General features: G+C 49.5%; 24 protein-coding genes. 12 read left to right on the top strand and 12 right to left on the bottom strand.

What is annotated here, in order from left to right; all coding sequences use genetic code 11:
- Positions 1–115 precede the first annotated feature (115 nt).
- The 3 genes from A8707_RS27815 to tsaB all read left to right on the top strand — a co-directional run bounded on the left by A8707_RS27815 (position 116) and on the right by tsaB (position 2,411).
- Positions 116–307, top strand: coding sequence for a hypothetical protein (locus A8707_RS27815; protein ID WP_156518320.1), 192 nt, complete (start codon positions 116–118; stop codon positions 305–307).
- Between the two features lie 213 nt (positions 308–520).
- On the top strand, positions 521–1,498 hold the full coding sequence (locus A8707_RS02405) for an IS110 family RNA-guided transposase (protein WP_068814751.1): 978 nt from the start codon (positions 521–523) through the stop codon (positions 1,496–1,498).
- 268 nt (positions 1,499–1,766) lie between these two features.
- A complete protein-coding gene (tsaB, locus tag A8707_RS02400; RefSeq protein ID WP_068814749.1) occupies positions 1,767–2,411 on the top strand; it encodes a tRNA (adenosine(37)-N6)-threonylcarbamoyltransferase complex dimerization subunit type 1 TsaB in 645 nt (214 codons plus the stop codon).
- On the opposite strand, the gene A8707_RS02395 is transcribed toward tsaB, so the two are convergent.
- Entirely contained in the window at positions 2,408–2,758 is a 351-nt protein-coding gene (locus A8707_RS02395; protein WP_068814748.1) for a hypothetical protein, read from the bottom strand. The genes tsaB and A8707_RS02395 overlap by 4 nt on opposite strands.
- Positions 2,759–2,842: 84 nt before the next feature.
- Between A8707_RS02395 and A8707_RS02390 the strand changes: the two genes are divergently transcribed.
- Positions 2,843–3,331, top strand: a complete 489-nt coding sequence (locus A8707_RS02390) for an ureidoglycolate lyase (RefSeq protein WP_068814746.1) — start codon at positions 2,843–2,845, stop codon at positions 3,329–3,331.
- Here the strand turns inward: A8707_RS02390 and A8707_RS02385 are convergent.
- The 3 genes from A8707_RS02385 to A8707_RS02375 form a co-directional block, all read right to left on the bottom strand.
- A complete protein-coding gene (locus A8707_RS02385; RefSeq protein WP_068814744.1) occupies positions 3,328–3,690 on the bottom strand; it encodes a hypothetical protein in 363 nt (120 codons plus the stop codon). The genes A8707_RS02390 and A8707_RS02385 overlap by 4 nt on opposite strands.
- 298 nt (positions 3,691–3,988) lie before the next feature.
- Entirely contained in the window at positions 3,989–6,262 is a 2,274-nt protein-coding gene (locus A8707_RS02380) for a PBP1A family penicillin-binding protein (protein ID WP_068814742.1), read from the bottom strand.
- Positions 6,263–6,373: 111 nt separating this feature from the next.
- Positions 6,374–6,661 (bottom strand): YiaA/YiaB family inner membrane protein, encoded by a 288-nt coding sequence (locus tag A8707_RS02375; protein WP_068814741.1) that lies wholly within the window; start codon positions 6,659–6,661, stop codon positions 6,374–6,376.
- A gap of 356 nt (positions 6,662–7,017) precedes the next feature.
- Here A8707_RS02375 and A8707_RS02370 point away from each other — a divergent pair, with 356 nt between their 5' ends.
- From A8707_RS02370 to A8707_RS02360, 3 genes are all read left to right on the top strand, one after another.
- On the top strand, positions 7,018–8,370 hold the full coding sequence (locus A8707_RS02370) for an NAD(P)/FAD-dependent oxidoreductase (RefSeq protein ID WP_068814740.1): 1,353 nt from the start codon (positions 7,018–7,020) through the stop codon (positions 8,368–8,370).
- 127 nt (positions 8,371–8,497) lie between these two features.
- On the top strand, positions 8,498–9,214 hold the full coding sequence (locus A8707_RS02365; RefSeq protein ID WP_068814739.1) for a histidine kinase: 717 nt from the start codon (positions 8,498–8,500) through the stop codon (positions 9,212–9,214).
- 372 nt (positions 9,215–9,586) lie between these two features.
- Positions 9,587–10,360: a PEP-CTERM sorting domain-containing protein gene (locus A8707_RS02360; protein WP_068814738.1), complete on the top strand. Its 774-nt coding sequence runs from the start codon at positions 9,587–9,589 to the stop codon at positions 10,358–10,360.
- A gap of 229 nt (positions 10,361–10,589) precedes the next feature.
- On the opposite strand, the gene A8707_RS02355 is transcribed toward A8707_RS02360, so the two are convergent.
- A complete protein-coding gene (locus A8707_RS02355) occupies positions 10,590–11,516 on the bottom strand; it encodes an RluA family pseudouridine synthase (RefSeq protein WP_068814785.1) in 927 nt (308 codons plus the stop codon).
- 135 nt (positions 11,517–11,651) lie between these two features.
- Here A8707_RS02355 and A8707_RS02350 point away from each other — a divergent pair, with 135 nt between their 5' ends.
- The gene (locus A8707_RS02350) at positions 11,652–12,779 is read left to right on the top strand and encodes a VIT1/CCC1 transporter family protein (RefSeq protein WP_068814735.1); all 1,128 of its coding nucleotides are present in this window, start codon (positions 11,652–11,654) and stop codon (positions 12,777–12,779) included.
- A 35-nt stretch (positions 12,780–12,814) separates the two neighbouring features.
- Here A8707_RS02350 and A8707_RS02345 read toward each other — a convergent pair whose 3' ends face one another.
- From A8707_RS02345 to A8707_RS02330, 4 genes are read right to left on the bottom strand one after another with little or no spacing between them, the layout of a single operon-like run.
- The gene (locus tag A8707_RS02345; protein WP_068814734.1) at positions 12,815–13,498 is read right to left on the bottom strand and encodes an SAM-dependent methyltransferase; all 684 of its coding nucleotides are present in this window, start codon (positions 13,496–13,498) and stop codon (positions 12,815–12,817) included.
- 13 nt (positions 13,499–13,511) lie between these two features.
- On the bottom strand, positions 13,512–14,612 hold the full coding sequence (gene galK, locus A8707_RS02340; RefSeq protein ID WP_082906192.1) for a galactokinase: 1,101 nt from the start codon (positions 14,610–14,612) through the stop codon (positions 13,512–13,514).
- A complete protein-coding gene (gene galT / locus A8707_RS02335; RefSeq protein WP_231947901.1) occupies positions 14,609–15,643 on the bottom strand; it encodes a galactose-1-phosphate uridylyltransferase in 1,035 nt (344 codons plus the stop codon). The genes galK and galT overlap by 4 nt, the downstream gene beginning before the upstream one ends.
- The gene (locus A8707_RS02330) at positions 15,615–16,364 is read right to left on the bottom strand and encodes a sugar-binding domain-containing protein (protein WP_068814728.1); all 750 of its coding nucleotides are present in this window, start codon (positions 16,362–16,364) and stop codon (positions 15,615–15,617) included. Before A8707_RS02330 ends, galT begins: the two co-directional genes overlap by 29 nt.
- Before the next feature lie 641 nt (positions 16,365–17,005).
- Between A8707_RS02330 and A8707_RS02325 the strand changes: the two genes are divergently transcribed.
- From A8707_RS02325 to phnE, 3 genes are read left to right on the top strand one after another with little or no spacing between them, the layout of a single operon-like run.
- A complete protein-coding gene (locus tag A8707_RS02325) occupies positions 17,006–17,989 on the top strand; it encodes a phosphate/phosphite/phosphonate ABC transporter substrate-binding protein (protein ID WP_068814725.1) in 984 nt (327 codons plus the stop codon).
- Positions 17,990–18,028: 39 nt separating this feature from the next.
- Complete coding sequence (locus A8707_RS02320) at positions 18,029–18,790, top strand: phosphonate ABC transporter ATP-binding protein (RefSeq protein ID WP_231947900.1); 762 nt, start codon at positions 18,029–18,031, stop codon at positions 18,788–18,790.
- Positions 18,787–19,572, top strand: a complete 786-nt coding sequence (gene phnE / locus A8707_RS02315; protein ID WP_068814720.1) for a phosphonate ABC transporter, permease protein PhnE — start codon at positions 18,787–18,789, stop codon at positions 19,570–19,572. The genes A8707_RS02320 and phnE overlap by 4 nt, the downstream gene beginning before the upstream one ends.
- Before the next feature lie 281 nt (positions 19,573–19,853).
- On the opposite strand, the gene A8707_RS02310 is transcribed toward phnE, so the two are convergent.
- The 3 genes from A8707_RS02310 to A8707_RS02300 all read right to left on the bottom strand — a co-directional run bounded on the left by A8707_RS02310 (position 19,854) and on the right by A8707_RS02300 (position 21,941).
- A complete protein-coding gene (locus tag A8707_RS02310; protein WP_068814717.1) occupies positions 19,854–21,239 on the bottom strand; it encodes a protein kinase domain-containing protein in 1,386 nt (461 codons plus the stop codon).
- Between the two features lie 80 nt (positions 21,240–21,319).
- Complete coding sequence (locus tag A8707_RS02305; RefSeq protein WP_068814714.1) at positions 21,320–21,610, bottom strand: DUF3593 domain-containing protein; 291 nt, start codon at positions 21,608–21,610, stop codon at positions 21,320–21,322.
- Positions 21,603–21,941, bottom strand: coding sequence for a DUF2499 domain-containing protein (locus tag A8707_RS02300; protein ID WP_068814712.1), 339 nt, complete (start codon positions 21,939–21,941; stop codon positions 21,603–21,605). Before A8707_RS02300 ends, A8707_RS02305 begins: the two co-directional genes overlap by 8 nt.
- 308 nt (positions 21,942–22,249) lie before the next feature.
- Here A8707_RS02300 and csaB point away from each other — a divergent pair, with 308 nt between their 5' ends.
- Positions 22,250–23,308: a polysaccharide pyruvyl transferase CsaB gene (csaB, locus tag A8707_RS02295; protein ID WP_068814710.1), complete on the top strand. Its 1,059-nt coding sequence runs from the start codon at positions 22,250–22,252 to the stop codon at positions 23,306–23,308.
- Positions 23,309–23,521: the final 213 nt, after the last annotated feature.

The following is a 23,521-nucleotide window of genomic DNA, read 5'->3' as shown; positions in this document are numbered from 1 at the left end:
GTCAACCGCCAGGGCATCCGGGCGAGCAAGCCGTTTCAAGAGGCGCAGTGCTACTTGAGCAACTTAACCCTCGATGCCCCTGAATTCCTAGAATTGATGGCAAATTGAAAATGGGTTGCACTGGGTCAAAGATGTCACCTTACACGAAGATGATCCGCCTCGACGGGGTGGGTATGCCCCGATTAGTTGGGCGATCTTCAATTCGTTCCTGATTACCCTTGCCCGTCGTTTGGGTTGCCGTACTCTCCCAGATTGCATTCGTCATCTAGCCAATCAAGTCCATCAGGTTTTTCGCTGGCTAACTTGAAACCACCCTGCCTTGTATCTTGAGAGAGTGGTAGACCGTCCCCCCTAAGATTCTTGAAATCGAGATTTAGCTAGGGTCACCACAGTGCTTAAACTCAGAACCACCTCGAATTATCGGCAGGGAACTGAGACCGTCTGAGTATCCCGTATGACGCAAGGTAGAGGAACCTCTGAGACTCCTGTCATCCCCTTCATCCTACTGAGAGCAATCTAGATGAGCGACCCTCTCCATTCAATTGGCATTGATGTGTGTAAACGGTTTCTGGATATTCATGTTTGTCCCACGGGCAAGTGCTGGCGCGTTCCCAATAGCATCGTTGGATTGTTATCGGTGCAGTCGCAGTTTCCCGAACCCGACAGCGTCAAGCGAGTCGTCCCAGAATCGACGGGAGGCTATGAACGAGAAGCGGCTTTGTGGTTGAGTCAAGCGGGCTACCCTGTGGGAGTGATTAATGCCCGTCAAGGACGTAACTTTGCTCGGGCGATGAATCAACAGGCAAAAACGGACAAAGTCGATGCTCAAGTTTTAGCGTTGTTTGGCGACAAGATTACCCCCGCTGTGCGACCTTTGGCGAGTGAAGCCCAGCAGCAACTCGATGATTTAGTCACCCGTCGTCGTCAGTTGGTGGACATTCTCACCGCCGAGCGCAATCGCATGGCTCTATTACGAGGAAAAGCGCAAGCGAACGTGGAAGGTCACATTGAATGGCTCACGGAGCAGATAAAAGAACTCGATGGCGAAATCGAAGCTCAAATTCAAGCCTGTCAAGCGTGGCGACACACTCAAGAATTAGTTCTGAGCGTGTCCGGTGTGGGAAAAGTCATGGCTTCCACGCTGGTTTCTGCCTTACCGGAGTTGGGCAAGCTGAGCCACAAGCAAATCGCTGCTTTAGTGGGCGTTGCTCCCTTTAACGATGACAGCGGGCAAATGAGAGGAAAGCGTCGGGTCTCGGGGGGGCGTGCCAACGTCCGACAGTTGTTGTTTATGTCGGCAATGGTGGCGGTTCGCTACAATCCTGTCCTGAAGGAGTTTTATAGTCGATTATTGCAGCGCGGTAAAGAGAAGAAGGTTGCCTTGGTGGCTTATATGCACAAGCTGCTCACCACTTTGAATGCAATCGTCAAGCAGGGTAAGGCTTGGGTGTCTCCTATCGCAGAGGCTGAAACCGAAAAAGTTGCCCTTTCCGCTTGACATTTACGATAATCGCTAAATCCCTCTCCCAAATTTGGGAGAGGGACTTTGAAATCCGGCTCCCCTTCTCCCAAGCTTGGGTTGGGGGATGAGGCAGGGCAAACGCGTGAAAACTGAATGGTTGAATAGGTAAGGCTTCTAGAATTGAGTATTTTTGCTTATCAACTTTTGAATCCTATGCCAGTCAACAACTCCAAAATTTTCATGCGTTCGCCCTGGGGGATGAGGGCATCTTCGGACTTTTGCAAGAAGTTTAATGAGACAATGGATGGCAAATTACTCACGAACTACTCCATTGTCAATTCAATCAACTTATGGAATCGCGATTCATACGAGCAGTCCTGACTTAGGGTTAGCGATCGACGATTTTGCAGGCGACGATCGTCATCGAGTTTGGCAATTAGGACGCGATCTTTCAACCCATCTTCACCCACTGCTATCCGATTTTTTGCAGCCACAGTCTTGGGCAGATTTGGCGTTTATCGCTGTCGCCACCGGACCGGGAGGCTTCACCGGAACGCGAATCGGAGTTGTAACCGCGAGAACTCTAGCGCAGCAGCTACAGATTCCGTTATTTGGGGTGTCGAGCTTGGCGGCGATTGCTCACTCGGCGCGTGAAGGCACGATCGCTGTTCAAATGCCAGCCCAGCGCGGAGAGCTATACGCCGCCATTTATCAAAATTCTTCAGTCGGGTTGACGGCTCTTTTTGCAGATGCTGTACTCACCTACGAGGCGTGGCAGCAAATTCTCGCGACCTGGAACACACCCTATCAGCTAATCAACGCAGAAGCCGAGCAGGGTGAGCGAGTCACAACGATGCTTAAACTCGCTCACCAGCAATGGGAAAAAGGACATCGCCCCGATTGGTCAGAGGTGCTTCCGTTCTATGGTCAGCACCCCGTCCAGCGTTAACCCTGTTTCTTAAAGCTGTCGAAGGTGTCTTCTACTTTGTTGACCAATTTGTCGATCGCAGTTTCAGCCCGCTCTTGATGATCGTTCTTAACGGTCTCCGAGGTGCGACTCGATGCGCTTGACGTATTAGCATTCGTCGATAGATTGGCTTTTGCAGGTTCGCCTGGGCTGTTTACGACATTGCGCTTGCCTTCATAGAGAGTCTTTTGCTTTTCACTAGGGCTATCAGGTGCACCAGGCGAGCCTGCTTGAGCCGCAGGAGCGATCGCAAAAAGCAGCAGACCCATCAACAAAACAGACACAACTACCCGACGAAAATGATTGAGAATTGAACGAACGCTAACCATAAAACTTATCCTTTTAGTAACTTAAAGCATCAACAATGCTACAAAGGATGTGCTGTGGCTACGTCTTTCTAGAGACGGGTTTTTATGACAGACCCTTATTCTCTGTGTTGTCTTCAGGCAAACCTGATTACCTCTGAAAGCTTTCAACGTTATGGTCAACTGATCAGCGCATCAGAGGATGGCAAAGTCTTTGATCAGCAGGATGCTCAATTAAAGATTCAAAACGGCATTCCCCGGTTTTATATCATGCGGCTGCACGATCGAGGTCGCAAGTTTCACCACATCACGCGTCATCGACACTGTACCCAATGTCTGGGTTCGCTTGAGGGAGAAGAATGGCTGATGGCAGTGGCGATCGGGGTGGACAATCGTCCTAGTTTAGAAAGCCTCAAAGCGTTCCGCATCCCCGGCAACTGCTTTATTAAGCTAAACGTAGATATCTGGCACGCCGGACCTTATTTTGACACCGATGCTGTAGACTTCTATAACCTTGAACTCAGCGACACTAACATCACTGATCACGAGACTTGCGATTTGTTAGAAACCTACAGTGTTGAATGTCAAATTGTTTAGCCAACTTTCATATCATCTAAAATCATCAAACCGTGGGTTTCTACCGTCAATGCGCCATGAACTTCTAATGCAACGCTGACTAAACGAGCTAACAGTTGCCAGTTAGAAATTCGACCCAGTAAAATGATGACTCTACCTCGTTGCAACACTCGCAGTTGCTCAAGTTCACTGGCTTCAAAGTGTTCTTCAAAAGCAAACACTACCCGTTTTACTAATCCACTATGGTCATATTCTCCGTCTAAACCCACTCGCTCAGGAGGAATCAGTCTAAAGAAGGGAACGGCAGGCTTAGAAGTGCGCTCTAGTTGTCGCATCGACTGAGCTGAGTTTAGCCGCGATGTCTGCACCCAGGAATTCATAGATTTTCAGGTTTCTAGAAAGGACGATCGGTTGATGCTTTCATTTATTAAAGATTTGGAAAAGATTTTCCACAATCCATCTCAAGATAGAGGTTAAAGGAGTATTTTCTAAGGGTATCTATCAATACGTTTTATCTATACACTAACGATTAATTTATTTTTTAGCGCCGTGTTAAATCTATCTTTCGTTACTACTCTATCAGCTATTTTTTGCAAAAGAAGTTCAACTAAAAACGTCACCTTTTCGGGTGATTTTCTTAGCTGAAGCTGGAGAAAGTTGCTTCTGAAAGACCGTTTATTAGCGCACAATTTGTTTCATATAGTCGCCCCAAAGTTGAGCCGCTTGCCCGCTATTTCCGCCCGTAGGAGCGTTGTTGTCATTGCCTAACCAAACGCCCGTCACCAACGACTGACTGGGCACATAGCCAATAAACCATAAATCAACGTTGTCGTTTGTGGTTCCCGTTTTTCCGGCTTCTCCTAATCCCAATGCGGCACTCCTTCCCGTCCCGCTTTGCACGACCCCTTGAAGGAGAGTCGTCATCGTGTCTGCCACGGCTGGTTCAAGAACCGTTTGATTTTGATCCCCATCTTTTTGAGCGTTATAGATCTCTCGACAGGTGTTGAGATTTTTGCGATCGGGGCAGTCATTACTATCTAAAATGCGGCTGATGGTGTGGGGACGATTGCGAATTCCGCGATTTGCCAGCACCGAGAAGGCTCCCGTCATCTCTAAAGGGGTGACTTCACTTTGACCTAGAACCAGCCCCGGCACTGGGTTTAACTTTGACTGAATGCCCATTTTCTGAGCCGTCTCGACGAGCTTTCCTAACCCGACTTCTTGAGCGATTCTCAGCGCGATCACATTTTCCGATCGTGCCACTCCGCTATACATATCCAGGCTACCGTCGCCGCCATGACAGCCCTCATAATACTGTCCGCTCCAGTTTAGCGGGGCACACGAATAGGCAGTGCTGGGTGAAATGCCTTGAGCGATCGCCGCCGTATAGGCGAAAATCTTGAAGGTCGAACCGGGTTGGCGATGTGCCTGAGTGACGCGATTAAATTCACTTTCTTGATAGTCATAGCCCCCGACCATTGAGCGAATCTCACCTGTTTTTGCATCGATCGTCACCAGCGATCCCTGAGAATATCCGGCACTGGCTCCGTTATTCGCGATCGCGCTTCGCAGACTCGTTTCGGCTTTGGTTTGCATCTGAGTATCAAGTCCGGTTTGCACAATGAAGTTGCCTTCTTGAGCAAGTTGGTTGCCCAGCAAATCTTCTAACTCGTTGAAAACCTGACTGTAGTAGTAAGGAGCGATCGTGCTTTGCAGTTCTTGGCGCGCTTTGGGGCTGATGTCAATTCGCGATCGTCGAGCGCGTTGAGCCTCTTCTTGAGAGACTGAACCTTGCTCTGCCATGCGGCTAATCACGCGATCGCGATATTCGATCGCGGCTTTATAGTTCCGCACTGGGTTAAAGCTGTTGGGTGCAGGCAAAATGCCGACTAGAGTGGCGGCTTCTGAGAGGCTCAGTTCCTTAGCAGATTTTGCAAAATAGAACTGCGCCGCGTCTTCAAAGCCATAGATGCCGCTGCCTAAATAGACTCGATTCAGGTAGGTTCGCAGCAAAAATTCTTTGCTATAGACGGTTTCGAGTTTTAGAGCCACGATCGCTTCTCGAATCTTGCGACCTGCCGAATCTTGACGACCGACATATTCGCTCAGCAGATTTCGGGCAAGCTGCTGAGTAACCGTGCTGCCTCCCTCACGAATCTCGCCGCCCCGAATGTTGGCGACCAGGGCGCGGAGGGTTCCGATCGGGTCTACGCCGAGATGCCAATAGTAGCGAGAGTCTTCAGATGCCATAATTGCTCTCGGCAAGTAGGGTGAGAAGTCTCTAAGCTGAGGCAGTTCAGCGTGAGTTTGGGTGCGAGGAGTGCGAAGGGTTTGTCCTTCTCTCGAAAACACCACAACCGGACCTTGAACCGATATCGGAAGCGGATAGACCGTAAATCGTTGCCACTCAAACCCGATCGCCAGCACCGCCAGCGCAGTTACACCACCGATTCCAAATAGCCCATATCGAATCGCCTGCACATACCAGGGACGGGGATCAACATATTGCAGCCGAACCGCCGCCGCTAGCTCTGGCGGACCGAGCGACAGCACATCGCCATCATAGAGCGTAGTCGATTTGAGTCTGCGCTTGCCGCGATAAACGCCGTTAGTCGAGTTTTCGTCTCTTAGCTCAAATCGAGTTCGCCCCAACAGCCCTAAAATCTTGTGCCGTCGCTGCCGATGTAGCGACAGATGCACCTGACTCACGACCGAATTTCGCACCACGATGTCGCAGGATTTAGAACTGCGCCCCAAGAGATAACGATCGCCCAACAGTGGAAATTTGTCTGCTGTGGGTGCATCTGCTTCTTGCAGCAAAAGCTCTGGCACTCGCGCATTGGGCTTGAGCCGCAGCTTTGAGAAGTTGATTTTGGTCAGCGTTTGCACCGCTTGGGTAAGGCTCCCCAAGAGGGTCTGCGATCTGCGGGGCGGAAGGGGCGGCTGAGTCATGCGGGGAGACGGCACAGGTAAAAATTCACGGGATGCTCACAAATCATTCTAGTCAATCATTGGAATCGGACGCGATCGTTTACTTCACGTCTCTGCATCCAATTCCTGACATTACTTATTAAAAGGATCGTGCTCGGTCAGCATTTTTTCGAGTTTGGCTTCATCAACTCTTGACACTAAGCGCTTTGACTCATAAACATCGCGGCTCGTTTTCGCCAAACTAAACGTCGAACCGACCGAGAACAAAACTCCCATTCCCATATAGCCTTTAACCCAGTCATTTGCAGGAAGATTGAGGATGCCAAGTGTGGTTGCTGAGGCTGAAAGCACGAAGGAAGCCCAGACTTGAATGATCCAAGCACTGGTTGGAGCCTCTTGATGAGTGCCGTATTTTTGCATGACTTTTTCTAGGTAAAGGATTGATCAATTTGAGCCGCAAAAGATTCTTTTAAATCTTTCTAGAACCGTATCAAATCTCTCCGTAGAAATCGCTAGAAATAGACACTATCCTGCTCTGGCACGTTGTCTATCATTATTCTTCCGACATTAGTAAGTCAAAAAATGATTGATTAAGTCTGACGATCGAGATTTTCTAAAAAATTGTTTGATCCCCGTAACGAGAGCTACTCAGATCCCTGACAAGGCTGATTAAACTGGTAAAAGTAAGTATGGTTAGGCGATGGCTCCTTTCGATCGGTTTCTGCTCAATTCTCGATCCATTCCTTACTAAGCTCAGAATCTTTCATAGACACCTAATGGATAACTCAACTGAACAGCCACCGAAGCATCGGGTCGTGATCATTGGCGGCGGATTTGGTGGACTCTACGCCGCAAAAGCCTTGCGCCACGCTCCTGTAGAGGTCACGCTCGTTGACAAACGCAATTTTCATCTGTTTCAGCCGCTTCTCTACCAGGTCGCAACCGGAACGCTCTCTCCCGCCGATATTTCCTCGCCATTGCGATCGATTCTCAGCCACAGCAAAAATACGAGCGTGCTGATGGAGGAGGTCGCAGATATCGATGCCGATCGCCAAGTTGTGACGCTGCGAGAGCAAGAATTGCCCTACGACACCCTGATTGTGGCAACGGGAGTCAGCCATCACTATTTCGGCAACGAGCATTGGAAAGACAGCGCACCGGGCTTAAAAACCGTCGAAGATGCCCTAGAAATGCGTCGTCGCATCTTTCTAGCGTTTGAAGCTGCCGAAAAGGAACCGGACCCCGAAAAGCGTAAAGCCTGGTTGACGTTTGTGATTGTGGGAGGTGGTCCGACGGGTGTCGAATTGGCGGGTGCGATCGCTGAACTGGCATACAAGACGCTCAGAGAAGACTTCCGCAGCATTGACACCACCGAAGCTCGAATTTTGCTGATTGAAGGACTCGATCGAGTGCTGCCTCCCTACTCGCCTGACCTGTCAGCAAAAGCAGAAGAAACGCTGACCGCGCGCGGCGTGACGGTGCAAACCAAAACCAAAGTCACCAACATTGCCGATCATATCGTCACGATCGAGCGAGAAACCGGAGTCGAGCAGATTCCATCTCGAACGATTCTCTGGGCGGCTGGGGTGAAAGCATCTGCGATGGGCGAAGTGTTGGCAAAGCGAGCCGGGGCAAGTCTTGACCGATCGGGGCGCGTCATCGTCGAACCCGATTTGAGTGTGCCAAACCATCCCAATATTCTTGTGATTGGCGATCTGGCGCACTTTGCTCACCAAACTGAAAAGCCTTTACCAGGGGTCGCTCCGGTAGCCATGCAGCAGGGTAAATATGTTGCAAAACTGATCCAAAAGCGCTTGAAAGAAAAAGTGATGCCCGCTTTCTCTTATTTTGAGGTGGGCAGTTTGGCAGTGATTGGGCAAAATGCGGCGGTCGTTGACTTAGGGTTCATCCGCTTTTCTGGAATCATTGCCTGGTTTGTGTGGGTGGTGGCTCACATCTACTTTTTAATCGAGTTTGATAGCAAGCTGATTGTGATGATTCAGTGGGGGTGGAATTATTTCACTCGCAATCGAGGTGCCCGACTGATTACTCTCCGAGATGCAGTAGGGCAACAGCCTGAAGAGGAACCGCGAGTCGCTGCTGAGCCAAAGATGTCTGTTGAGGTTTGACCTAATATTTGTTGAGACATTACTATTTCGCCGTTGAGAAAAACTTGAGGATAGTTTGAATATTTGTTAACTTTATTAAAGAAGCAGTAGAATGCTCCTCTGAAGCAACAACTATTTTTTGGGCATCATGTCTCAACAATGCGCCCCACTTCCTTTAAATTCACAGTCGTTAGAAGACCTAGAAACGGCTAATCTGCGGAATCAAATCAAGTCTCAACAGAAGTTAGTCACCGCGATCGAGCGGCGAGTCGGGCGATCGCTCACCTCGATTCAGACTCATTTGACCCAACTCAATCAATTGCTTCACGACTCGTCTGAGTGGCAGATTAACATCGCATCAATGGCAGCCGAGCTTCATCAGCTAGGAGATCTGCTTGCCGATGCCACCCTGCTGCAAAAAATAGAAGCTGGAAAAGTCAGCGTCCAGCTAGAAATTTTAGATTTGCGCCTGCTTTTAGACTGTGTGAGCCGTCATCTTCTTGCCCCTAAAGACCAGACCCCGCGCTTGATTTGCAAATTCCCTGCGGTTTTGCCATTTATTATTGCCGATCGAGACTTAATCGAGGAAGTGTTGGCTGATTTGTTAGGGCGATCGCTGAAATATTCTGACCCTGACTCGATGATCATTTTAGATGTCGCTTGTTGTGAGTCACAGGTGGTAATTAGCATTACGGCGCAGCGATTTGTTGCATTAGGTGAGCGCGATTATGCTCCAGAAATTGCCCTTTGTTGTAAACGCGTCGAAGTTCAAAATGGCGAAGTCACCTGTCAGATGGGGCTAGATGGCTCTACGCAAGTAACCATAAAGCTAGCGATCGCAGACTCGCGATCGACGTGTTCTTGAAGCAAAAAGAAGCCAGTCTTCTCTGATTCTCTGAATAATTGGCGAGTTCCTGAGTCTTCTACTGAGAAAGTCTAAGTGTCGACTTTTGACTAGAACTCTCAAGATTATGTAATGTCACACAGAAGACTTTAAAGAACTCGTAAACTCTTTGGAAGCTTCCAAAGAAATAGTTGAACTTATCGTAAATCAAAGAGTTTTATTGACGATTACTGAAGTAAATTAACGGAGTTTATAGAGACTTTTTATAGATTTGATGTCAAGAAGATCGAGGCAAAATTGTTAGTAAGTTCAGTATTTTCTCTCAAAGGAATTGCCCTATTGTTGCGCTCATAATGACGGTTGAAAGGTCAGCCATAGGAAAAATCCGAAACAATGAAACTCATCAATGTCTTTTACATTGCAGCATTAAGCACGATCGCAGCCCTGGGCTACTCAAGTTCTGCTCAAGCAATCTCGTTTAAGATCACCAGCGGCGCTCCCGGTTTGAACGGGGAAACAAATCAAGGTGCCTTCTCTGAATTTTCTAAGTTAAAAGAGACCACCACGATCGACTTCAACTCAGGCAGCGCGCCAACCGCTGGTTTTGCTAAATACTCGTTTGCAAACAACACAGGCGCTAGCAGCGTTCGGTCTGACCAGTGGGCACCTGCTGGCTCAACCGGGGAGCGAAATGGCTCCAAGTATCTGGCGGTTTTTAACGGCGATGCCGCAACCATCAAGCTAGACAAAACTCTCAACTATTTTGGGATCGACTGGGGCGCGGTGAGCGAGAACAACACGTTTTCCTTCTACCAGAGCGTCAAAGATGGCAAAGATGCATTGGTCAAGTCTTTCACCAGCGCCGACCTTCTCAACAACAAGGCTTTGTTCAACGCCTCGTGGCAAGGTGGACAGGGCAATGGCTACGTCCATTTCTACTCTGACAGCATCGCAGACAACTTTAACAAAATTGTCATTTCTCAATCCAGCACTGTCGGGGGCGGTTTTGAATCTGACAATCACTCGTTCCATCAGGGCACCGGAAAGTTTAATTTTGACGACAATCTGAAGGCGAAGTCGGTTCCTGAACCAGGCATCGTGTTGGGACTGTTGGCAACAGGCGGCATGTTTCTACGGAAACGCAGTCAGAAGCTTTCCCAGGAATAGGGTAGAGAAGCCTCTCAGCCAGACTAGATAACGTTTATTTAAGGTGCACCTCTTGCTAGGGGTGCATTTCTTTTTGGAGGCGGCTTTGAGATTAAGCCCCTATATGAGACAGCAGACGAAGCGATCGAGGGCATTGCCATCATTGCCTAACCCACCCCGTAGAGACGTTTCGATGAAACGTCTCCGCGAAATCCATAAAACTCAACCAAGAATTAGCCATTGACATCCATCAGCGCGATCGCCAATCATCTGCAAGAACGTCCGGCAGTGGCGATGTCACTTCAACTAAATTCTGTGTAGTCGGGTGTCTAAAGGTCAACTGCATCGCGTGTAGATGATAACCACAATCCCCCGGAACAGACAATTCACCCGTCTCTGAAGGCGTAAACGTTTTGGGGATGCCTCCGATCGTGTACAGCGGATCGCCCACTAAAGGATATCCCGCCGCCGCTAAATGAATCCGAATTTGATGCGGTCGCCCCGTCAGAATATTCACCTCTAACAGTGCGGTATCTGGATCGCGACGCAGCACTTGACAATCACTACGGGCAGCCAGTCCGTCAGCGTGGGCAGCATAGATGTAGCCCAAAACTGGATAGGGAAGTTTGCCGATCGGGTGCGTCACCGTGAAGCGATCGGGCATCGAGTGTCCAGTCACCAACGTGCGATAGATTTTTTGCATCTGCTGAGTTCGCATTTGATGGCTAAGAGATGCGCGGGCTTGGCTCGATCGTGCCAACAACACCAGTCCTGATGTGCCGCGACCCAAGCGATGGATTGGCATCGGCGTGTTGTGCGGATAGCGGTGCCGAAGTTGTCCTAATAACGTGTGTTCTAAAAATCCGCCGCCCGGTAAGACGGGCAGCCCTGACGGTTTGGAGACGACTAAAACATCGGCATCTTCAAGCATGATCTCAAAGGTGAGCGGCACGTCTGGCTCTTGCCAAGGCGGACGATTGTAGAGGAGCTGATCGCCTCGTTTTAAGAGCGTGTGCCCGATCGTTGCCGCTCCATTCAATAAAACCTCACCTGTTGCAATTCGGGTTTGCCATTCTGCACCATTAGAATGCCGATGGTGTTGCGTATAGTAGTCTAAAACCGTGCAGCCTGCTGTTGATTTACTGATTCGATCGCGATAGGTCCAGCCGTGATTCATCGCTTGCGTTTGCATAAGTAGGATATGGGAGCTTAGAAGTCAGAGAGGAATAACGGTCATCGAGCTGAACGATTTATTAGAATGATTCATCAACGCTATTGTCTTTTATTTAGAAACTTCTTCACAAGGATAAAAATGAGCAAGCAACCTGACATTGTGCGGCATTTAGAAAACTGGCAAGACGAAATTGAAAGTGCCTATCTCTATCGGGCGTTAGCCAAAGCCGAACCTAAACCCGCACTGGCTGAAGTCTACCGTCGTCTTGCCCTCACCGAGCAGTCTCATGCCCAAATTTGGGAAGATAAATTGCGTCAGGCAGGTTACCCCATTCCCAAACGTCGGATTGGTTGGCGCACTCGATCGCTAGCACTCTTTGCCCAGTGGTTTAGCCCTCAGTTTGTGTTGCCGACTATCAACGCGATGGAGCAAGTCGACAGCCACAGCTATGATGCTCAACCCGATGCCCACAATACCCAACTCCCCACTGAAGAACGCTCTCACGCTCGACTGCTGCAAGCCATCGCATCGCCCAGCAACGCCGGGATGGATGGCAACACCCTGGCTCAAATCGAAGGAAGACATCGCACCCTTGGAGGTAATTCTCTCCGCGCCGCCGTGCTAGGAGCCAGCGATGGGCTACTGTCTAACCTGAGCTTGGTGATGGGCGTAGCGGGAGCCAACCTTGCGAGCAAGTCGATCTTAGTCACCGGAATTGCGGGACTTTTGGCAGGGGCTTGCTCAATGGCGTTAGGCGAATGGCTCTCGGTACAGAGTTCTCGTGAGCTTTATGAACGGCAGATCGCGATCGAGCGTCGAGAAGTCGAAGAAGTGCCCGATGAGGAAGCAGAAGAACTCGCTCTTATCTACCAAGCTAAAGGACTTCCAGAAGCACAAGCAAAGTCTTTGGCGGCAAAAATGATGGCAAATCAAGCCACTGCTTTAGACACGCTTTCTCGCGAAGAGTTGGGCATTGACCCCGATGAGTTAGGCGGGTCAGCTTGGGCAGCCGCGATTACGTCGTTCTTTTTGTTTGCGATCGGTGCCATCATTCCAGTTGCCCCATTCATGGTTTTAACGGGCAGTCTTGCCGTTTATGTCAGTCTTCTATCGAGTGGGATTGGACTGTTTGTAATTGGGGCTGGAATCACTCTACTAACTGGACGCAGCATTCTCTATTCAGGAATGCGTCAAGTCGTGTTTGGCTTTGCTGCGGCAGCCATTACGTTTGGAGTCGGGCGATTGATTGGAGTGGCAATTCAGTAATCGCTCGTCCGTTGCAATTCGAGTTCGCTGTTCTGCTATCCCTTCGCACTAATCTGCAAAAGTTGGTTCCCCCCTTTCTGAAATTCGTAAGGCACCTGTTTAATCTGTATCGAGTAACCTTGTGCGGTTAATTTTTGCATAACAGGTTCTAGAAAAGGCGATGTTTCCCCAGTCATATTGACGAGTAAGGGAAACACTCGGACGATCGCAGCGACTCGACACATCTCGACGATCGACGCAAGGTGAAACTCAAACGATAACTGATCAGAGTATAGAAATAAGAAATGAGAACACAACGCTAAATCAAACTGCTGAGAATCAAACGGTAAATCAGGCAATGATTCATTCTGATAACGCCCTTGTTGCAGCCCTAATGGGAAATCGGCTAAAAATTGCTGCATCGCCGCCATGCGAATCTGTCCCAGTTTTTCAGGAGAGGGAATGGTTGTCCAGACAAAGCGATCGCGGTTAATCTCGGTGCCGTTAAGGACGACTGGATAAGTTTCATCAATCCGTTGAGAGATCTCATCGACTGAGAACTGATAAAGCGGATCGCACGAAATTACGGACTTGTCTTGTTGAGTCATCTCGGCATTAAAGCTGGCAGGACCGCCGCCACAGTCGAGAATTTTTGACTGCAACTCTGTCTCGGTGAGATCAAACATTCGACAATATTCTTCGAGCGATCGACCCCAAGGCACTACTTGTTCGAGTCGCATAAGTCTCTCTCTGTTAGGTCGGTTCTGGAACGAGAAGCCGTCCGGTATAGCCTGCTTTGCGATAGGACTCTAGCACGGTTTTGGCGATCTCAATTGCCTTGCCTTCAGTCACGAGTGCCACGCACGCGCCGCCAAATCCTGCCCCGGTGAGACGCGCCCCAAACACGTCAGGCGTAGATTGCAGAATCGATACGAGTCGATCGAGTCCGGCGATCGAGACTTGATAATCATCTCGCAAACTCGCATGAGAGTCATTCATTAAGTCTCCAAATCGAGCCGCCGTGATCCCTTGTTTAGCTTCTAACACGCGATTGTTTTCAGTAATGACGTGTCTCGCTCGTTTTTTTAGTAGTTCAGGTAGTGTTTCCAACTGTGTTATGTCGATGATATCTCGCAGTGCTTTGACTCCCAATTGCCTTGCAGCTTCTTCACATTCTGCGCGGCGTTGGTTATGGCCACTTTCTGCCAATGTTCGCGGAATGCCGCTATCGATTACGAGAATTTCTGAACCTATAGGGAATGGGAGCAGTTGACGATCGAGCGATCGCGTGTCCAAAAATAACAAATGTTGAGTATCGGCAAGACTAGATGCCATCTGATCCATGATGCCGCACTGCACACCCGCGTATTCAATCTCGGCTTGTTGAGCGAGTTGGGCGATGCGGATATCGTCAAAATCAAGCGAGAAGAGCGATCGCAGTCCTCGCAGAAAGGCGACTTCTAAGGCGGCACTGCTCGATAAACCAGACCCGATCGGCACTGAAGAATTTACATAAACATTCAGTGGTGGAACCGTATATTTAGCTTGCTCTACGACTCGGAGGCAGCCAAACAAATAACGCGCAAAGCTTTGAGGAGTCGGATCAGTCGTCGTTAAACTCACCAATTCTTCAAGCTCGTGAGAGTAGAAATGATGCTGACGATCGGGGCTAAAACCGAGATGCACGATCGTCGTTTGAGGAATTGCTGTCGGCAAGACAAATCCGTCGTTATAATCCGTGTGTTCGCCCAAGAGATTGACTCTGCCAGGAGCACTCGCGTTCACTCCGGTTTTCTCTAACGAATCGCAGAGCAACCTTAGCGTTAGGCTAATTTCTCTCGGTCGTAAATTCATGATGGGTTTAGTGATTCTTCTAGCGTTACCGATACTGACTGCAATTCTTTCGCTTTCTCTTCTGGAAGCGCATCATTCGCAAACATTCCGGCGGCGAGTTCAGTGCCCGCCAAATATTTAAGGCGATCGCTCGTTCGATAAGGCGGATAAAACTCGGCGTGAAGATGACATTCTGGATGGGGCTGACTATCGGTAGGAGCCTGAAACCAAGCCATCAAATAAGGAAACGGACGATTCCATAAACCATCAAACTTCAGAGTCACGGTTTTTAGAGCTTTTGCCAAACTCGATCGCTGCTCAGAAGTCAGATCCAAAAAACTCGCAGCGGGTTGGATCGGCGCAACCCAAACCTCATAGGGATATCGAGCGCAGACTGGGACAAACGCGATCGCCCATTCATCTTGATACAAAATTCGCCGATCGTCCTTGATTTCTCGCTGAATCAGATCGGCTAACAGTCCACGCTGATGCGTTTGATAATACGATCGCTGACACTCCAACATCTTGGCAGGCACAGGCGGCACAAACGGATAGGCATAAATTTGCCCATGCGGATGATTGAGCGTCACGCCCACTTCAACGCCCTTGTTTTCAAACGGCAACACATATTGAATGTGAGGATGCTGACTGAGCGCACGAGTCCGATCGCCCCAGACTTGCAGCAACAACTCCAGGTGACTCAGATCTAACGAACCGAGAGACGCTTGCGGATCTTGGGTAAAGACGACGACCTCACACGCCCCATTTGCCGGAAGCGTCTCCACAATCTCGATCGGAGCCGTCTCAACCTCTAGAGTCATTGACGGAAACCGATTATCAAACACCGCCACGTCATATTTCCCCGGCGGCAACTCGGTCGGAAAATTTGGATCAGTCGTCGGCGCGAGGGGGTTATATTCAGGCGGCGGCAAAAACGTGCGCCCCTGACGATGACTCGCATACGCCACCCATTCCCCTCGCAGAGGATGCCACCTTAAATGAGGGGTTGCCTTGATCGGCTCACTACCAGGGCTGGGAGCCGGAGTGTCCACTACAATGGAGCACCGACTGTATAGGGTGAGCCTCCGTCCATCCGGCTTGAGCAGTTCCTGGAAGTACATTTTCAGCCTCTGACCATGTTCCGGGAACGGGTGCCGTTAGTATAGCGCTGTCGTCGAGCCGTTCATCCCTACCCAGGGTGGCAGCCGCGATCGCGTCTAGCGGAAATTTGGGCGTACGATCGATATACAATAACCCGTTTGCCTCCTGAAAAGTATCGGTCAACTGCGTGTAGCAAAAGCCACTAAAGATTTCAACCCGATTTACCGCGCCCAGCAGTGACGCATAGCGATGCTGAAGATCGGACGTGTGACCGCCCTCATGTTCGCCTACAAACTGATGATTGACCCACACACGAGCGCGATAATCGACGGCTCCAAAATGCAGCAGCACTCGATTAGAGTCTTGACCTGGCTCTAAATCAAACGATCGCTCATACCAGCAGTTGGAATGGAACCCTGTATCGTGAATGCCGCTGCACTTAGATTCTGGCGCGAAGGGGACGACGATCGTCTGGTTCCATTCTGAGACATGGCTGGGTTGTTTCCACTGCCCATCATCGTCGTAGGCAAACTTCCAGTCGCCGTTGAGGTTGAGCCAGTTGCCACGCTGAAGCTGGGGACGAGGATAGGAGGTTTCGAGTTGTCGAATCATTGCGATCGCGCCCCGATCAGAAGGGCAAGCATTTTCTAGACATCTACCGAGTAATCTCATCGACTTGAACCTTCAAGATTGAGAGGATATTTTTTGAACGAACCATGGCGGCTCATCGCCCAGCAAGGGTCGCTCGGACGAATCTAAAAATCTGTACAAAGTTAGATACACCATGCAAACAGGTCTTAACGCCCAACTGGACATTAAGAACGGAGACAATCAGTGCCTAAAAACTTTTCTTACTTAGATCCTAGCTCAACTTACGCATCACTCTAAAGATAGAAAAAAGTTTATTTTTGTTCGGTCTACAAAAAACTTAGGGTCGTGGATTAAATAACTTCGGGAACTGTACAAGCCGGATTCGCCCTCCTCACGAAGTGGAGCAAAGCCCTTGCCTAACCCCGTTTGCTCCCTCTCCTTGGAGAGAGGGTTGGGGCGAGGTCAAATCCGGCTCTTAATTTAATCCACGATCCTGAGCGGCTTGTTTGGGTTTTTTGGATTGCGGTTGTTCTGTTGTGAGATCACCGCACCTGACTGGACTGAAGAGCGATCGCTCAGCATAGAGTTTTTTCTACTCACTTAATTGAGAATTAGTTGCAGTAGCTTTATTGACTTAAATTCCTAAAAAGCCTTACGATTCTTCTAGCTTCATCGTGAATCGATCGCAGCGACAAAAGGCACCATTCATCGTAGGATACGTCATGGTTTTAGGCAAAAAACGGCTGTTGGGCACAAGTGTGGGATTGATTGGGTTGAGCAGCTTGATGATTTCTTGTAGCAATAATGGCTTGGATATCGCGACACAACCTGCTGCACAATCTTCCCCGATACAATCACAAACCGTCAGCGAGCAAGCCACTCTAAAACAATTGAGGGTTGTTTTTCCGTCTCGGACGGGAAGTACAGAGGTTCAGCGCAAAGCCGATGCGATCGCAAAGCTCCTCTCAACCGAACTCAAAATGCCTGTTGAAGCGATCGTGGCAGACGACACCGCAGCCGTCGAAGCCCTAAAATCAGGTCGGGCTGAGGTGGCATTTTTGAGCAGTCGTCCTGCTCTCAAAGCTGAGAAGCTGGCAGGGGCAAAGCTTTACCTGGCAGAAGTGCGAAATGATTATTCGGGAGGGCATACCTACCGATCGGTGTTTGTGGTTCGCGATGATAGCGAGTTGCAAAAGAAAGGCGATAGCAAAGAGAATTTAGAGCAGCTAAAAGGCAAAAAAATGTCGTTTACTTCTCCTACGTCGGGTTCAGGCTTTATTTTTCCGGTCGGTGAATTGGTCAAACAAGGGCTGGTGCCCGATCGCGATCGCTTAAAGGGTTTCTTTAGCCAAGTCAGCTATGGTGGAAACTATGGCGGTGCCCTGCAAGCGGTTCTGCGGGGTCAGGCAGACGTGGCAGCCGTGTCTGAATATGCCCTCAAAGCTCCGTATATTACTGAAGGAGAGGGCAAGCGACTGCGAGTTTTGCATGAAATTTCTGGGGTGCCTGCTCACGGAGTAGCGATCGACGATCGGGTTTCTGAATCAATGCGCGCTCAGGTGATCGCGGCGCTGCAAACGTTGAACGAACCTGCAAATAATGCGTTGCTAAAAGCACTCTACAATTCAGATCGATTGATCAAGGTTGAACACGATTCGCATTTGGCACCCGTCAAGGAGGCGCTGCAAAAAGTGGGAATGGAATAGAAAAGCGATAGAGAACCCCACTTTGCAAGAAGGCACGAGATGAAAACTAACCGAGTCATGCAAATTCAGCCTTTGACTTCTTTGGCGATCGCTTGCTCAAATCTGCACTCGCCCTTTTTGGCGACGTTGAAGCGTCCGGCGTTGAATGGCGTGAACTGTGCGATTCGAGCCGGGGAGTTTGTCACCTTAGTGGGGTTAAATGGGGCAGGAAAATCGACGTTGCTGCGATCGCTGGTTGGCTTAGTGCCGATTCAAAAAGGCACCATTCACATCAATGGGGTAGCGGTCAGTTTCAAGTCATTGCGGCAGCGTCAAGAAGTTAGCATTCTGTTTCAGGGTGGCGGTTTGGTGCCTCAGCTCACTGCTCTAGAAAATGTGCTGTGTGGCAGTTTGGGGCAGCGATCGACCTGGCAGACGTTGACAGGATTTCGGCGCAGCGATCGCCTGCATGCCCTGCAACTGCTGCAAGAATTGGGATTAGACGCTCAAATTTACCAAAAAACCAGCCACCTGAGTGGAGGGCAACGGCAGCGAGTTGCGATCGCCCGAATCTTGATGCAATCGCCCAAAATTCTACTCGTTGATGAGCCGATTACAGGATTGGATGTGCTGGCAGCCACGCAAGTGATGGATGTTTTTTCTCAACTGCATCGGCAAGGCATCACGATCGTTTCTGTCTTGCACGACTTGACAATCGCAGCTAATTACGCCCAGAGAGCGATCGTTTTGAATGCAGGGCGCGTAGTTTATGATGGCATTTGTGAGAATTTGCCTGCTCATCTTTCTGTAGGCAGGTCATGAAGTTTTTTGCGTCTCGGTTCAAATCTGCCTGGTCAAAGCGGCTACTAATTCTAGGTGGGCTAATTCTCGTTTATGGATGGGCACTGCGAGGACTCAAACTCGACCTGGAAATGCTCAATCAGAGTGTGCCCTACACGATCGATTTCATCTCGCGATTGCTGCCTCCAGATTGGTCAGTCATTGATGTCGCTGTTAATGCACTCGTTGAGACTATTCAAATGTCATTGTGGGGAACGACGATCGGTGCACTCCTTTCTATCCCGATCGCGCTTCTCTCTGCCCACAATCTCACGCCTAGTTGGGTGCGCTGGATTGCAAATTTAGTGCAAAATGCGGTGCGTTCAGTGCCCTCGATCGTGCTCGGTTTATTTTTCGTTTCAGCGACAGGGTTGGGCGCGCCTGCGGGAACATTGGCATTGGGAATCTATACCATTGGCTATTTGGCGAAGTTATATCAAGAAGCGATCGAATCAGTCGATCCAAGCTCTATTGAATCGCTGCGAGTGAGTGGGGCTTCCTGGTTACAGATCGCTCAGTATGGAATTTTCCCCCAAGTGCTGCCGCTAGGATTGGGATATACCCTCTATATGTTCGAGTACAACATCCGCTCTGCCTCAGTGCTTGGGGTCGTTGGAGCTGGAGGAATTGGCTTTGAGTTGGTCAATTATATTCGAGGTTTTGAGTACAACAAGGCGACAACAATGATGCTGGTTTTGTTGGTTGTGGTCATCATGATTGATGGGGTCAGCAATCAGTTGCGGCGGCGATTAGAGACGCTGTGACCGGGTGATTGTGCGGTCAGACATCACTCAATAGACGTGTTGTAAACGTCTCTGCCCTCACCCTAGATCCCTCTCCTCATCTCTATTGTGTACACACAAGTCGGTTGATCGGTCACTGCCAAGATCTTTCGCCCCCTAAATCCCCTATTCTGAGGGACTTTGAGCCAGAAAAAGGTTCAAAGTCCCTCAGAATAGGGGATTTAGGGTGAGGGCAAAGACTTTTGCAAGAGGTCTATTGGAGTTGCCATGATTGAACGTTTTGATCTGCGTTGTCGATCTTCTCAATTTGAAAAGATGGCTTCTTTAATTTCACCTGACTTTCCAAACACCCGATCGGGCTTTTGATTCGATGAAACCATCAGCGATCCCGCATTTTCTGCCTGTAGAATGATTTGCTGGTTGGCTTTCCAAGTTCGGCGAGTTCCTTTCGATAAGGTGCCTTGAAACACCTGTGTTCCGTCTACCGTGATTAAGATCTGAGCGTGATCGATCGTCGAAATCGAAACCTGAACTGGCGAGCGAGGAACCGCGATCGTGGCACGCTGAACCGTGGGTTTTACAAAATGTTTGGGTGGGCGAGACGGTGGAGCGAGCGATCGAGACACGCTCATCATAAAGACTGGCAAACTCAACACAATCAGCGCTGCCGGAAATGACCAATTACTCACTCTTGACGGGTGATGTGAAGCAGATCGCTTCGCCATCTTTGATGTAGAAATCGATGAGATTCTGGCTAGCTGATCATTGAGAACGATCGGCGGAACCTCTAGATTCTCGACCCTGTACCGAGGAGTCATCTTTGGCGGAGATAAATCAGCGAGGACTGACTCTGCCGATCGATAGCGTCGATTCGTCGCACTTTCTAACAGTTTGTCCAAAACAGTTGCCAGAGCATTGCTAACAGGAGTAGTGACATAATCGCGCCAAATCCACCGCCCTTCGGTGCCGTCAAATAAGTCAAACGGCGACATCTGTGTCAGGAGATGAACGCACGTCACGCCCAGGCTATAAAGATCACTCGAAAATAATGCCTTGCCGCGAATCTGCTCTGGAGCCGTATATTCCGCACTGCCAATCATCGTCCCCGTTTTGAGCAGCGCCGTCCCGGTGGCAAATTTAGCAGCCCCCAAATCGACCAAAACAAGGGTTCGATCGTCATAGCGACGAATGATATTAGCGGGTTTTATATCGCGATGAATAACGTGATGATCGTGAATAAACTGCAAGACGGGCAGCAAATCTTGCAAGAGTTGATGAATCTGATCTTCCGTAAACGCCCCGCTCTCTAATTCTTGTTCTAACGTCTCTCCATCAATCCATTCTTGAACTAAATATTGGTGATTATCGCGTTCTAAATAAGCCAGTAATGTCGGAATTTGAGCATGATGTCCTAATTGCTTTAACCGTTTAGCTTCCTGCTGAAATAGCTGAGAGGCAGTTTTAAGAAGATTTGGATCTTGCTGTTGAGGAAAAAACTGTTTGATCACGCAGCGCGGTTTGAGAAGCTCTGCCTCATTCACCGCTAGAAACGTTCTACCAAATCCACCTTGGGCGATCGGACTCAGCGCCAGATAGTGATGCAATCGCAACGGCGAGCCGCAGTGATCACAGTCGGCACCATCAAGATTTTGCGGTTTGGCACAGGTGAGATTTAGGCAATAACTCATGGCAGCACCCAAACGTTAAAAAGACTGGATTTATCTAGATTCGTCTGGCGCGATCGCAATCCGTAGAGTTTAGCGATCGACTACTCTTTCTGCTGTTTCTCGATCGTCGCTTGTCTAAACCCCAGCACGACCAAAATATTAGAAAGCGTCAAAAACGATTCTGCGCTTCCATGCAGCCAGTCTACATTAGCCAACTGGTCGTGATAAGCCACCTGAGCATAAATGCCAGCAGGAATCGTAACGGCAACAAAAACCAGGGTCATATAGAAGCCGATTAGCGCTAGACGAGGCGTCGCTTTGGAGCGAGTTAGAAACCACAAAAATGCGAGGTAGGGAAACAGCGAGAGTCCGAATAGAGTTTCTTTAGTCATGGTTGAGCGGCTCTTGATGACCGGATTCTTGAGGTGATTTGTTGGACGATCGCCAAATCCACCAGCCTGCGATCGCTAATGTGCAATTTCCGACAACCGTCATCGCGGCTTGCACGGTCACGACCCACTCTAACGAGGCGGGGTTGTCGAAAAAATGCCAGGTGCAAGCACACATCGCGCTGACCAGAGCAGGCAACATCCCCAACGAGAGCGATCGCCACGCGAGATTTCCACTGACTTCGGCATAGCGCCAAATCAGCCAGATTGCCGCGATCCATTCAACAACGCTAGAAACATGAATCACCCAGGTCGGAATCGAGAGAACGTGCATAAAAGTTTGTGGAGTTAGGACGGGCGGCGATCGATCGTCGTTAGGATCGTGGATTAAATAACCTGCATTATGAACAGCCCTGCATGATGCTAACTTGCCTAACGGTCGCCCCCTAAATCCCCCAATCTGGGGGATTTAGAACTCTGGCTCCCCCAGATTGGGGGTTGGGGGGCGACCTCTGGGCATCACACGATAATAAACTCACGATCGCTATGAGATTTGAGGCAGCAAGGAAATAAAATTGTGTTCTTATCAGCTTAAGGTGAGTTGTCCCTACAAGCTTGATTCAAAACTCAAACCTTCTAACAATGGATAAGCGTCGTGCGGTGCTGTGTGGCTATTACGGCATGGGAAACGGCGGCGATGAGGCGCTGCTGGCTTCTCTGCTGCAAATGTTGCCTCCGCAAATCGAGCCTTTCGTTCTGTCAGGCAACCCTCAACAGACCCACGATCGCTATGGAGTTGCAAGCTGCGATCGTAAGTCCCTCATATCCGTCGTTCAAGCGTTGCGGCAGTCGGATATCTTCATCTGGGGCGGCGGTAGCCTAATGCAGGATGCGACCAGTTCACTCAGCCCTTTTTATTATGGCGGCTTGATGAAACTTGCCCAAGCGATGGGATTGACGACGATCGCGTGGGCACAGGGCATTGGTCCTTTAAATCGATCGCTGACTCGATCGCTGACGCAGCAAGTCTTAAAGCAGTGTGCCGGAGTGAGTGTGCGCGATCGCGCCTCTGCCACGCTGCTTCACGAATGGGGCATCTCGTCGGTGCTGGCTCCCGATCCCGTTTGGGCGATGGAGTCAGAAGCCGTACCGGGACTGTGGAATTTGCCTGCGCCCAGAGTTGCGGTGAATCTACGATCGCATCCGCTGTTAACGCCCGATCGAGTGACCGTTCTGACTCGCGCCTTAATTGACTTTCAAAAAGCAACGCAGGTCTGTTTATTGCTCTTACCCTTTCAAGCGAGTCAAGATTTAGCGATCGCCCAAGCCATTCAACCTCAGCTTCCAGGAGTGAGCAAAATTCTCGTGCTCGAAAACCCGCAGGAGTTAAAAGGCGTGTTTCGTGGGGTAGAAATGGCGATCGCGATGCGGCTGCATGGGCTGATTATGGCGGCGGCTGAAGGGTGTCGCTGTTTTGCGTTGAGCTATGACCCCAAAGTGAGCCGACTGATGGATGAGCTAGACATCCCAGGATGTGAGTTGGTAGATCTGCCGCTAGATGCGAGTCAGATTAGTCAAACCTGGCTAGAGATTTATGCAAACGGCGCAGCTCTTTCAGACGATCAGATTCATTCATTGGTCGATCGAGCCTTGATGCATCAAGAGTTACTGCAAGAAATCCTAAAAGAACCTAAAAGATAAAATATTTGCTTTGAAGATCTGATCAATCAAATTGTGTGGTAAAAGATTGTTTTATATTAAGTTTGCACTCGTTCTTTAAAACTGAAACTGATGGGCAGAAATCTTAGATAGATGGTTCAATTTTAAGCAACTGTCGGTATAACTAAGTCTGGAGAACTCAAACGTTGATTTGCGTCTCAAACTCTCAGCCAACCAGCGATCGTAAGGTTCCTT

Source organism: Phormidesmis priestleyi BC1401 (assembly GCF_001650195.1).
Classification (GTDB): domain Bacteria; phylum Cyanobacteriota; class Cyanobacteriia; order Leptolyngbyales; family Leptolyngbyaceae; genus Phormidesmis_A; species Phormidesmis_A priestleyi_B.
The sequence above is the reverse complement of the archived record's forward strand: the minus strand, read 5'-3'. Positions and strand labels throughout refer to the sequence as shown.